Annotated in this window: 14 protein-coding genes and 1 pseudogene; 8 read left to right on the plus strand and 7 right to left on the minus strand. The window is 48.8% G+C overall.

Going from position 1 to position 11,785, the window contains the following annotated elements:
* The coding region (locus NDA01_RS29565) for a helix-turn-helix domain-containing protein (protein ID WP_348230834.1) at positions 1–257 on the plus strand (257 nt) is incomplete at its 5' end.
* 4 nt (positions 258–261) lie between these two features.
* On the opposite strand, the gene NDA01_RS29570 is transcribed toward NDA01_RS29565, so the two are convergent.
* Together NDA01_RS29570 and NDA01_RS29575 are read right to left on the minus strand one after the other, a co-directional pair.
* Positions 262–597, minus strand: coding sequence for a cupin domain-containing protein (locus NDA01_RS29570; protein WP_190553157.1), 336 nt, complete (start codon positions 595–597; stop codon positions 262–264).
* Positions 598–612: 15 nt separating this feature from the next.
* Positions 613–1,389: an SAM-dependent methyltransferase gene (locus tag NDA01_RS29575; RefSeq protein ID WP_348230835.1), complete on the minus strand. Its 777-nt coding sequence runs from the start codon at positions 1,387–1,389 to the stop codon at positions 613–615.
* Positions 1,390–1,736: 347 nt separating this feature from the next.
* Here NDA01_RS29575 and NDA01_RS29580 point away from each other — a divergent pair, with 347 nt between their 5' ends.
* The 6 genes from NDA01_RS29580 to NDA01_RS29605 all read left to right on the plus strand — a co-directional run bounded on the left by NDA01_RS29580 (position 1,737) and on the right by NDA01_RS29605 (position 4,713).
* Positions 1,737–2,480, plus strand: a complete 744-nt coding sequence (locus tag NDA01_RS29580) for an alternative oxidase (protein ID WP_348230836.1) — start codon at positions 1,737–1,739, stop codon at positions 2,478–2,480.
* A 29-nt stretch (positions 2,481–2,509) separates the two neighbouring features.
* Positions 2,510–2,884 carry a group I truncated hemoglobin gene (locus NDA01_RS29585; protein ID WP_348230837.1) on the plus strand — a complete coding sequence of 125 codons (375 nt, stop codon included), beginning with the start codon at positions 2,510–2,512 and terminating at the stop codon, positions 2,882–2,884.
* Between the two features lie 90 nt (positions 2,885–2,974).
* Positions 2,975–3,298: a hypothetical protein gene (locus tag NDA01_RS29590; RefSeq protein ID WP_348230838.1), complete on the plus strand. Its 324-nt coding sequence runs from the start codon at positions 2,975–2,977 to the stop codon at positions 3,296–3,298.
* Positions 3,299–3,359: 61 nt separating this feature from the next.
* Positions 3,360–3,626: a hypothetical protein gene (locus NDA01_RS29595; RefSeq protein ID WP_348230839.1), complete on the plus strand. Its 267-nt coding sequence runs from the start codon at positions 3,360–3,362 to the stop codon at positions 3,624–3,626.
* 330 nt (positions 3,627–3,956) lie between these two features.
* Positions 3,957–4,190 (plus strand): hypothetical protein, encoded by a 234-nt coding sequence (locus NDA01_RS29600; protein WP_348230840.1) that lies wholly within the window; start codon positions 3,957–3,959, stop codon positions 4,188–4,190.
* Complete coding sequence (locus NDA01_RS29605) at positions 4,183–4,713, plus strand: type IV pilin-like G/H family protein (protein WP_348230841.1); 531 nt, start codon at positions 4,183–4,185, stop codon at positions 4,711–4,713. The genes NDA01_RS29600 and NDA01_RS29605 overlap by 8 nt, the downstream gene beginning before the upstream one ends.
* A 13-nt stretch (positions 4,714–4,726) precedes the next feature.
* On the opposite strand, the gene NDA01_RS29610 is transcribed toward NDA01_RS29605, so the two are convergent.
* From NDA01_RS29610 to NDA01_RS29630, 5 genes are all read right to left on the minus strand, one after another.
* Positions 4,727–5,089: a hypothetical protein gene (locus tag NDA01_RS29610; RefSeq protein WP_348230842.1), complete on the minus strand. Its 363-nt coding sequence runs from the start codon at positions 5,087–5,089 to the stop codon at positions 4,727–4,729.
* Entirely contained in the window at positions 5,089–5,478 is a 390-nt protein-coding gene (locus tag NDA01_RS29615) for a hypothetical protein (protein WP_348230843.1), read from the minus strand. Before NDA01_RS29615 ends, NDA01_RS29610 begins: the two co-directional genes overlap by 1 nt.
* A gap of 567 nt (positions 5,479–6,045) precedes the next feature.
* Entirely contained in the window at positions 6,046–8,106 is a 2,061-nt protein-coding gene (locus NDA01_RS29620) for a carboxypeptidase-like regulatory domain-containing protein (RefSeq protein ID WP_348230844.1), read from the minus strand.
* 115 nt (positions 8,107–8,221) lie between these two features.
* Positions 8,222–9,766, minus strand: coding sequence for a hypothetical protein (locus NDA01_RS29625; protein ID WP_348230845.1), 1,545 nt, complete (start codon positions 9,764–9,766; stop codon positions 8,222–8,224).
* Between the two features lie 87 nt (positions 9,767–9,853).
* Positions 9,854–10,642: a peptidoglycan-binding domain-containing protein gene (locus tag NDA01_RS29630; protein ID WP_348230846.1), complete on the minus strand. Its 789-nt coding sequence runs from the start codon at positions 10,640–10,642 to the stop codon at positions 9,854–9,856.
* 693 nt (positions 10,643–11,335) lie between these two features.
* Here NDA01_RS29630 and NDA01_RS29635 point away from each other — a divergent pair.
* Positions 11,336–11,671 (plus strand): annotated as a pseudogene (locus NDA01_RS29635) (IS21 family transposase); the annotation flags it as partial.
* Between the last annotated feature and the right edge of the window lie 114 nt (positions 11,672–11,785).

Here is an 11,785-nt window from a genome sequence, read left to right on the forward strand (position 1 = left end):
AATATTCAGCGACAGAGCAGGGCACAGAAACGACTGCACAGGGAGCTTGCCTCACCTTGCGCCTGGCTCACTACCAGATTGCTCGCAGCATCGGCATCACCTACGAAGAGTGTGTGCGGCTCTTCAAGCAATTGCACTCAGTTGTTGCTTACAGCCGAGGTGGGAAAATCACTATCTTGGATTGGGAAAGGCTGGATGCGATCGCCCAAGGCACGCTAGAGACAGATTCGCTCCCTGTTAACCCCAGCAAAAAATAGACCATTAACCGGCATCCGAAAGTGTTAGCAGAAATGCCAGGTTTGCTGATGCCTTTAATGCATGAGGCGCATTAGCAGGCATCCACACAAATACACCCGGTTCTAGGTGAATATCTTGTCCTGTTAATCTCAGCGTTCCTTGCCCTTCAAGTACTTGAACCACGGCGTTGCGAGCTGAGCTATGTTCCGCAATCTCAGTGCCTGCGGCTAGAGACAAGAGAGTGTACTGGCAATGAGGAAGTTTGAGTAACACTTGGCTGAGGATTCCTGTGTCAGGATACTCCAGTTTGTCTTTGAGTTGAGCCGTCAGCGATGAGGGAGTCTGCATTGTCGTAGTCATCGTTTGTCTCCTAATTTAGTTCCGTTCTGCACACAAAATGAGATAACCTAACTCCTGTTCGTACTGCTTGAACACTCGCCGTATGGCCAGCAGGCGATCGCGCAGTTGAGGACGAGTAAGGACATTCCAGAAGAATTTGATTGCATTGACCAGTCCTTCGTTTTGAATGATGCGAGCTGGGTTGAGCAGTCCCATCGCTCCCACCTGATGTTGTGAAACTTGTAATCCGGCTGTTTCGCAAGCTGCAATCCAGTGAGCCTCAGATAACGGAGTTGAGTTGGCTCGAAGCGTGGCTGCCAATGCTTGATGAATTTCTGCTTCCCGATTGTGGGCTAACAACTCATGAGAGAGGAACTTCCCTCCTGGCTTGAGGCGATCGCCAATACTCTGCAAGATTTTGGCTTTACCTGAAGCCGATTGCATGGTGAGAATGGCTTCTGCCAGCACGTAGTCAAACTGTCCTGGAATCTGCTCTAGATGGAAAATATCGCCCTCAATCACCTGCACTTGTTCTGCCAACCCAGCGGCTTGAATATTGGTACGAGCACGGGCCACACTTTCAGGGTTCTTTTCGATGCCTACCACCCGAACCCCATATTGTTCGGCTAGGGCGATCGCGCTGTAGCCGAAACTCGCGGCTAGCTCTAGAACCATTTCCCCCGGTTGGAATTCAGCCCACTGAAACAATTGCTCAGTTGCAGCTTTCCCGCCGGGTCGCAGAATCTTCTTTCCAGCGCTTGCCATCACCTGATGTCCAGGAGCTGTTGCTAGATTGATGGTCGATTGAGGCATGGCTTTATCCTCCAGTAGCAGATACCCCTACTCTGCCAAACTGCGGACAAGAGAGATATGAGCTACCTCATGAAATGTGCACGATATCGGATGTTGAAGGGCAATGGTCGTCCTAGATACTAAAGCAGCTTGGCCGGATGAGGGCGAATGACCGTCGTTACAAAAGAAAAGATCTGCCTACTCTATCCCTAAATTTTGGTTTATGAGGTAGCTCATATCCTGGGTGAAAACAATTTGGCAAAGTGAGAGTCATTCACCTGTTGTCTTGCCTCTTTTTACTTTCCTGGTTGTGAAGAGGGCAATTCTATTCCTATCGATTGCGATAGCAGCTTTGGAGGATCTCAATCATGATACGACTGCTCGTTGACTTCTTAGAGGCGCTGCTCAACACCTTTTATCGAGGTCGCGATCGCATTTTTGCGCGATTTTTTGTCCTGGAAACAGTGGCTCGGGTGCCTTATTTTGCCTACACCTCGGTCTTGCATTTGTATGAAACGATGGGCTGGTGGCGCAAATCTGACTGGCTGAAAGTGCATTTTGCTGAGTCCTGGAATGAACTGCACCATCTACTGATTGCCGAATCTCTCGGTGGCAACGACCACTGGTACGATCGCTCCCTGGCTCGAATTGGCGGATTGATTTACTACTGGGTGATCGTTTTGGTGTATATCCTCAATCCCCGCGCTGCCTACCACTTCATGCAGCATGTTGAAGAGCACGCCTACTACACCTACGATTTGTTTCTCCAAGAGCACGGTGAAGCCCTCAAACAAATACCTGCGCCAGAAGTAGCCATCAACTACTATCGCAATGGCGACTTGTATATGTTTGACGAATTCCAAACGACGCATCCTGAGGCATTTCGTCGCCCTCAAATTGCGAATCTCTATGATGTCTTTGTTGCCGTTCGTGAAGACGAATTAGAACATGTCAAGACGATGATTGCCTGTCAACAGCCTGAAGCACAAGATACGTTCCAAAGCCCCCACGCCGAAAACCGCCCTGCCTTGCCAGAGTCGGTGAGAGCCGCGATCGATGCGAAAACCGGGCAAATTGTGCAAGCAGCAGAAAAAGAACCGGTTGAAGTGTAAAGCAATTGCTGAAAAGGATGAGAAGAATTATGACGACTTTATTTGAAAAACTCGGTGGTACAGCGGCTGTTGACCTAGCGGTTGACAAATTCTATCAGCGAGTCTTGCAGGATGAGCGCATCAAGCACTTCTTTGCCAATGTAGATATGGTGAAACAACGGGCACACCAGAAGGCTTTTCTGACCTATGCCTTTGGCGGAACTGATAAATATGACGGTCGTTATATGCGCAAAGCCCACAAAGAGTTGGTAGAAAAGCAAGGTCTAAACAGCGAACACTTTGATGCCGTTGCAGAAAATTTGATGGCAACGCTAAAGGAGATGGGAGTTTCTCAAGATCTATTGGCAGAAGTCGCTGCGATCGCGGCTGCCCCCCAACACAAAAAAGATGTCTTAAACCAGTAAGACTGATCGCTTGGCCTAAGTTCTGCTTCAGTGAGCGATCGCCTGCTCAGCAAGGTTAGCGTTGTGGAGTCACCGATTCAGGAGTAGACCTTGAGGCAGTTAGTCCTATTCACCTGTGCAGCAATCGCCACCTTAGCTCTAACCAGCTGTGGCTTCCGTCAGAAGATAATAGAGTCCAAGCTCGCCTCGATTGACACTCAGCCCAGTGCCGAGAAGCAATACGCTGCCTTGCTAGACGAGCTTGATTCAAAGTGCCAAGAGGACAGGCAGGCGATCGCTGACCTAACGGTGAGAGCTGTAGAGCTCGTTAAGCAAGCAGACAAAGAGGCGAACAACCTGCAAATGGGACCAGCGTCGGGCGTTTTGGTGAAGCGATCGCCATGCGGAAACGGCAATCTTGCGCCTACAGACTGAGTCATGGACTTTGGGAAATCCAGACCATTGGCTACATGAAGACTGATAGGAGGCGATCGCCATGCGGATAAAACTGAAAGAAATTGCGTTTGCCAATGGAGCAGTGTTTGTAGACCTCTACAACCTCAGTTTCAAAGTTCAAGCGTTCGTCAACACTCGGCATGGGAACGAGGCAGCGGGAAGCAGTTATGTGTGGCTCTTACAGACAGAAGAGATGACGGTTGAGCGAGTGTTCACGAATGCAGGTCGGTTGTGGGTCAGCGGCAAAAACCCTAGAGGCGAGCGAGTGGATTTGGACCCCAAAGATTTGATTTATGTGGAGGAGTAGTGATCGCCAACCAAAGTGCGGCAGCGGCACATCATCTGCAAATTGTGTCAGGGGGTGACAGAAGGTGCCAATAGGTGCCCGACACGATTGGATTATTGCCATCACTCCCCTCTCAGCGTGACAAACTGTGCCCAAGAGTGATGCTTGGTGCCAATGGGTGGCGTGCTGTGTCCCTGCGTCTTCCTGTTGCTCGGAACGAGTGGTGGTGATGATAGATCTGGGTCAACAATTGACTGAGTTACTACCTAGAGTTGATCGTCTCTTCACCATCGCCTAGGGATTTTTCTCTCTTGAATGGGGACTTTAAGCAAGACACTCCTCAAACAAGCCATGTTGAAATCCCTACGCTGGACTGTTGCCCTCTCGTTAGCGTTCATTCCCCTATCTGTCAGCTTCTCTGGAGCAGCGATTGCCGAAGAAATGAAGGTTTACACCTCCGGAGAAGGGTACGACGTTTGTATTGACCCAGCCACCATCGTCTTCAATGGCAGCATTCGAGATTTTGTGCAGAAGAATGTACCCTGGGAAGGCAGAATGGTTACGATTTTGGGGTTCTTTGCATAACCCCCCGAAAAAGACCCTTCTCGGTGAAAGAATGAATCGATTCTTGGCATTGGCGGCGATCACTTTACCTGCTGCGGCTTTCATATTCCTTAAGCCCTGTATCTTCCTGGGAATGGCTTGCAAGCACATGGAAGGAGAGGCAAGGTCTCTAACTGAAACAACCAATCGAGCGCAGCAAGCCTACTATCTTGAGCATGGAAAACTTGCTAGCTCCTCCAAGGCCTTAGGGCTAGGCTACCCAAGCAAAACTGACTGGAATGAGTATTCATTTCAAAACACGCCAACATCCGCAATCTTCTATGCAGTGCCGATCGGAAGTATGGCCTCTGATCGTAAAGGATATGTAGGAGCTGTAGTTCTCGATCAGAAAGTAGAAGAAAAAGCTAACCCAGAACAACTCCCATTAAAAAATATTATTTGTGAGGCTAGAGGGCCAAAAGCAACGCTCGCCATAAAACCTACACTTAGGAATGGCTCCCCCATCTGCTCCGAAGGAAGCACTCAGACAAAAGTGCCCAGGTAAATTAATGGGCTTTTTACAGCGAATCATCTTTCCAGCCACAGTGTCCACAATCCCAATGCACTCTTGAATTTTCCAAAGCGATGCCAGCCTCACAATTGGGGCATCGGCCTGTGAATATAGGGTGTGAGTCGAGTAGAGCTAACTTCTCCAACAGTGTCCACCGCTGCTCTGGAGCAAAAATCAGTTCACCGTTGTAGTAACTGGCTCCTTCTGGTTCCCAAAGTTCTTCTGCTTCTGCTGTAGGGTCGTGCTCGAAATCTGAGCAAGCATCGCTACTCACACCCTCTGGATGCACAGTACAGAGCAGATGAGGATCGTGAGCATAGAAAATGCAGCGATCGCATTCCGGTATCTTGCGCCTGCTACTCAGCCCCATCAATCCTCATCCTTCACTTCTAGCTGATAGATTCGGTTGGAGGGGTGTTCTGCCATTAAGCGCCAGTAGTAGCCATTGGGTGGTGGCTGCACTTGTGATGCACAGCGGTAAAGCAAGGTTGGCTCGTCCCGCTTGATGCCCGTCTTTACTGCCTTCTCTAGCTTTGGATTAGGTGCGGCATCGTTGAACCAGATGAGGTGAGCAGTGCCGTAGTACCCAGCATTCAAGAGACTTGCGAACAGCCACTCCATGATGGGCTGCATCTCTTCCATTGGGATACCAGACTCTCCTTGCCCATAACTTTCGATTGTGGGGGTAGGAGGATTGCTGTTTGGTTGAGGCAGCAAGGGTGCCAAGAGTGAGCGAACCAAGGTCAGAAGTCTGCTCATGATCAGAAATTGTGAGGGCTGGACTCAAGATTCCCAATCACTGTAATTCGAGAACACTGGGTATTTTAGTGAGCGATCGCAGCATTTTGATCACGCCCTTTCACCCCCCTCGGCGCATCCAGGAAATTTGTCCAATTTAATCCTAGTGGAAAATCGACACCGTCATCAGCTAGGACAAGTTTTTGAGGGCGTAGCGGGGGGAGGCAGGGAAGGCGGCAGCAGGCATGGAAAGCGAAGGGGCGATCGTTCATTACGGCCCCGCATGGCAGGTGACGTGAGAGGAGCGTCGGGTGATGTTAGATGCAGGGTGATTCACAAGAGCCTCCCCCTTAGCTTTGCCAAGCCCTTCATGACCTCTGCTCGGTTCTTGGCACTCTTCATCCACGCCAGCAACCTGCTCGCCAAGCTCTGATTGCTCCAGCCATACTCCTTGTCTCTACTTCTCTGGCGCAGGCTCGCGCTCACGTAGCTCTCTAGGAAATCCAGATGCCCAACATTGTATGCCCACAGCAGGGTCGCTGCAACCAGAGCGGGAGATGGAAGTACATAGCAGTATCGTAGCTTCAATCACCCCAAGTAGTGAGTTGGGCAAGGCGGAACCCGTTTACAGATGAACCCTAAAAGTTGGACTTCAGGGTTAATAATTTGAGGGGCAGGGTAGATTGTAAATTGCACCTGAGGCGCATTGGAGGAATTTCCTTGTGGAAGAATCACGACAGCCTGACTGGGCGGAAGGATTTTCTCGGCCGTCTCGCTCGTTACCATGACGGTGTATTTGCCAGGTGATAGAGATACCATAGCGTCTGAGCGGTTGATGAAAGTTTCAACTTGCTGCGTATTGTCCCCTTCGATAACAACTTTGGCAGAGCCGATAAATGGATAGGTTGCTTCAGAGCCTTGTTCTACCAGGGAAATCTTGAGCTGCTCCTTAACCGCAGGGGACATGGTGATAACTGGAGGGTCTTTTACCTGAGGTACAGCAATGAATCCTCTGGCTGTGATGAAACCTGGTTTATCGACCTGAACGGCGTAGCGCCCTTGAGGGAGCCGGGCGGTAAAGTGACCGTCTTGCCCGGTGTGAACAGACCGCTCGCCACTTGAGGTTTGAATCGTGACAACAGCCTGGTACAACCCCCGTCCTTGTGGATCAATCACCCTACCACGGGCCGGCATCATCAGTGCCTCTAGTTGTATGCGTCCAATTCGGTGTCTAAATTTATTCGTTTGCTGAAACACTTTGGGGTTAATTTGTGCGGAAGCATAGTCAACATCTAGACGCTTGAAGGCTGCTGAATCAGCCAACCTAAATTGGTTCGCTTGAGTTAGGGCAGGTTGCATTGCACTGCGGCTAATGAGTGGAGCAACTCGACCGGCAGTAACGGCTGACTTCATTCGTAACGTATGGTCGGGTATAGCTTGCATTGTCAAAACAGCTTTCCCGCTAGTCTCAGCCAGCTGTGCGGCTTTCAGAGAGAGTGTTTCTGTGGGCGTAATGGCATAGTTGAGCAGATCGGATGTGTCTAACCTTTTAGATTGCGCCTGTGCAAATTGTTTTTGGGCAGACGGTACTCCTTTCACTACAAAATTACGAGCCAGAATTAACCCCACAATATAAGCTGGAATCAAATTATCGGCTCTGCCATTCAAAGTGCCGTTAGAAACGGGTGGAGACGGGGACTGCCATTGCCAATGTTGATGCTTAAAGAGTGCAGACCAGAGCCAGGGACGGGAACAGGTAACGGTTTGAACTTCCAATGTGATGGTATCAATTTCGCTATCTGCTAAACCTGTGTCACTCTCAGAAGCGGTGTCTCCATTACTTTTCCACTTGGCAATATCCTCACGGGTTAGCTTGAGAGGAATCCAATTGTCTTCTGACAAATGGGATGGAGAAAAGTTACAGCCGATATGAGTCGCATGGGAAATAGGATCAGAAATTTTGAGCAGATTCATGGAACTCAGCATTTCAAGCACTGGAGTTGGTATTTGATCCACCGATCGCTCTGCTGCGTCAATAATCCTTTCAGCTGCTCGGAAATTGTAGACTCGATCTAAAGCATCGATCGCTTCACGCTTTTCTTTGACCAGGGCTTCAAATGAAGTAATCTCACCTGTTAAAACCGATTGTTCTTCAGGACTTGTTGCTTTCTCGCGATTCAATCGCATTTCTGTGAGTGCGACTTCCTTCTTTTCTAAATCAGCTCTCAGTAAGCAAAAGTCCTGGTACTCTGTTTTTTTAATAATGTTTGGCTCTTCATAAAGCAGGGCTTGGGCTTGCTCATAACGGCGCTGCTCATTGGCGTCTAAGGACGTTCTGACGAACTTAACATTCCTAACAATTTGAGAGAAGCGTTCAGATAGATAACCCGGAGTTGTATCTGGTGTGGTAATTGTCTTTTCATCGATCTGAATACAATCTACTAGGCGAGAGATCTCGACTAAGCGGGCAAGCGATTCTGGATCATCTAATCGATCGGACGCAAGCTTTTGTAAGACCTGGAAATGTTCTTTTCCTAAGAACACTCCTGGCGGTACCTGGGCAACATAAAGATCATCCTGGCTAAACTCTTCGATGACGGTTTCTGCCAGGCGAGAAAGTAGGGCTTTACTGGCTTTTTTATTAGACATGATCAGGTTCCTTGGTGTATTTCGTTGTGCCTTATCAGCAGAACGAATGAAACGGATTAGGGTGAGTCGGTGAGGCACAATGAACCTCACCGACTCAAAAAGGATGGGTATGAACCTAGATCCAATCGGTGACTTTAGGATTGGGATCTGGGCATTTTTCTAAGGTGTGGCACAGGAAGCCCAAGAGCTGTAGTCCTTCAATCTTCAGCCCTTCGCGAGTCCAGTTACGGTTGTATGTGCTTTCACTTTCGCGATTGCTATGGCTACCACCCAGGAAGAATGGACCATAGGACAGCCCACCACGTCCACCAATCTCCTGGCTTCTCCGCTCATACTCGCTGTTGTACTCACCAAAATCAATGCATAGATCTTTGACGAAGATACAGTCGGTGGTGATCGCGGGCATTAACCCATTGGGAGGTGTTTTGCCATTGGAGAGCAAGGTGTTTTTGTACTCTTCGTTTTGTTGGTCAAACCGCCAGAAACCACTCTTGATATAGGCTAGATTGATTCCTGGGCGGTAGATGGTGGCTCGGGCCATCTTGAAGCGAAGGTTAAAGGATTCGGCATTAAGTTTGCCTTCCCATTTCTTCTTATCCACGCTGCCGCCACCACCGATTGCAAATGGACCAATGGCTAGTCCACCCCCCCCACTAGTATGGCTGGCTGAGAATTTGTGATTGCTGTTGAACGAGCCGCTATTGAAGTAGAACTCAGACCATCCTGAGTCTGCGCGAGCAAACTCGGCGGGTGCAGGAGCCGTATAGAGGAAGTTGGCCCCAGACGATGGATTAGTCAGAATGCTACGGACGAAATCTTCCTTATAACGCTGTTTCAGGAGTGCGAAGCTGCGTCCTTCAACAGCGGCGATCGCCGCATTAATGCGGTCGTAGGTATCGCGATAGCCATTGCTAATCCAATCATTTTCAGCGGCTCGTACCTTCATTTGCATCAGTGGAGCATTAATCGCAAACTGGTGTACAGCCTGTTCATCTTGACCCGCTAATGCCGAAATTCGCATCGTATTGTAGGCCAAGGCTTCGCCGTAGTAAGCCAGCATCTTCTCACGATACTTTTGTACTAGGGCTGTTTCGCGGAGTACTTCAACTTCTTCTTCGGTGACTAGATCAACTTCCTTTTTGGTTTCTTGCAGGAGCGAGCGCCACCGTTCAAGCTTACTCTTGGTTGCTGCGTCGGGTTCAACGTTATACACCTGAGAAAACTGAAGCGCCAACGCATAGGCGTGAGAAATCCGGGTTTCTGGATTCCAGGTGTTAATGCGTCCAGAGTTGACGATACCACTTGTATCAGGAACTAAGTCACACAGAGCGGCAAAGGTTTCTGCTGCCATGTATTTACGGCGAGCATCGGCTGCTAGAGCAGCGGTATCCACTTCAGAAGAACCTTCTTCAGTTTTGCCCTCTTCCGGCCCAACGGTCTGATCAAGCTTATTCGGGTTAACTCCCCGACGAACAATGCCACCAAATCCTTCCAGAGCATAGTTAAAGAAGTCTTCAGTTAAGGGATAGCCGGGGCTACAAAACGCTAGATAATGATCATCACTTCTGGGAATGACTTTCCCGTCGCCATTTAATAGCACATCACTGATTTTTCCCAAGACTGAATTCATTATCATTTCGGGGTTAACATCTCTTGCCATGATCAACTTCCTCGGTAGTTATTAGCCAAAATTGGTGGAAATAGTTTCGTTAAGTCGTTCATTACACGCTGTGAACTCAGGGCAGGACTAAGGCTCAAGCAGAATGAAATCTTTGCCGGTGTATCCACGTGATTGGGTACATACTTCATACCCCTCGCGTGAGCCTTCATCGTTGGTGTTGCCTTCGATTGTGTCAAACAACAATTCGTGAGTTTCCGCGACAATGCCAACATGTGTCCAGTCGGTACTAGTTCGTCGTACCAAGAACAGGCTTCCAGGGGGAATTTCTCGACGACGAGCTTCTGCTTCTGATACAAATAGTCCAGCCGCTTTTGCTTGAGCTGCCAGAGTGTCACAGGAAAAAGATCCTGGAATCGGCATGTCAATTTGTAGGGATTCTGCAGCCTGACTCAGCACAAAAGTGACAAACCCTGCACACCATGCCCATGGTTTACCTTCGTTGCCCTTCATGTACATTCGCACCCAAGGACCTCGATTTTGACCACCAATCTCACGAGGATGCTGAGACAAATGTGCTCTGGCATACTCAAGAACTGCCGAGTTGAGTGATATTGACATGTTCAATCGTTGACGGAGGGTTTCTCGTAGAGGTTCGACCAGATGATCAAACGTTTTCTGAGTCACACGACCATTTGGTTCTAGAAATAGATCTTCCTGAAATCGACCAACAACTTCCGCAGTAATTGGTCCATAACTCTCGTCGATCGTCAGTGGATAACCCCTTAGTGTTAGCCATTCCTGTACACGGCGAACGGATAAGCCCTGTGCCCCGACAAATATTTCATTGCTGAGCTTAATCTCGTTCTGTATCCAGGTTGCTAAGTTCGTTGGTTGATTTTCAAAGGTATACAACATTATGGGTATGACTCCTTTTGGATATAAGAAAGTTGTTTTGAAAAGCAAGTCAAAGCGAAACGCTGACGGAAGCGCGACATTGACAGTTCACGATCGCATTAAATCTTGCCATCCTTGCAATTGCAGGATGTTACGCTCATCATGCCTGGTTTAGAAGTGAGGTTTTGCAAGAATAAATTGCATTGCTAACCAACACTTCTTTGTAATTTTTTCTAGAACACGATGTGTAGCTGCTAACCTGATTAAAATAGATGTTTCTGGAGGATGCTTTTCTTCAACTTTGATTAATACTTCCAAAATTGACTGAGTGCGATCGAACACCAAATTTAAGTGTTAAACAATTTTGAACAAGCTAATCGGTTTACTGACTAAAGGCAGTCCTTAAGTTGATCTGTCTTGTCTAACTAAAATTCATCATAAAATCTAATAATGGGAATGCCAGTACCCGATGGGGTACCTTTGACGGTTGTGTCGCAAAAACAGGTTGATGGTAAGGTGGGAAAGCCTAAATCCCTGTTCCTATCTTCCCCGTGCCTACCTCTGTTAGGCGACGATTAGATAGGCCCGGATGACAACCACATAGACCGCTCCTGAGATCGCTTGTTATTTCCACCTCTAAACTGAGATCGCATCAAACAAGCCCCTCAAAGAAAAGACACTAGGACTGTCTACTAATAGCCATAGAGACGCCTAGTGCCGGGTCCAATTAAATTTCAACAACTTCAACTCTATATGAAAGCCAAAGATTCCGGCTGTGCCCAGACCACAGCTGCTGCGAAGGCGGGCATTTCTGTGCGCACCGCTCGCCGTATCGACAAAGGGGAGCATCGACCGCAACGAGGCCGTCCTCGGGATTGGCGGACTCGTCCTGACCCCCTCGCCCAGGTGTGGACCTCGGAACTCCAACCGATGTTGAAGCAAGAGCCACGCCTCGAACCGATGACCCTGTTTGAATACCTGCAAGAGCAGTATCCGGGGTGCTACGATAGCCAGCTCAGAACGCTCCAGCGTCGAGTGGGGCAGTGGAAAGGGTTGTGTCGCAAGAACTATTGAAGAACAAAGGATTGGCTCTAGCTCAACCCGATTAAGCAACAAGTCCGAAAATTTGAGACACGAATTCTACTTGTGATCGCACATCGCCTC

The organism is Trichocoleus desertorum AS-A10, from assembly GCF_039962155.1.
Taxonomy (GTDB): Bacteria; Cyanobacteriota; Cyanobacteriia; order FACHB-46; family FACHB-46; genus Trichocoleus.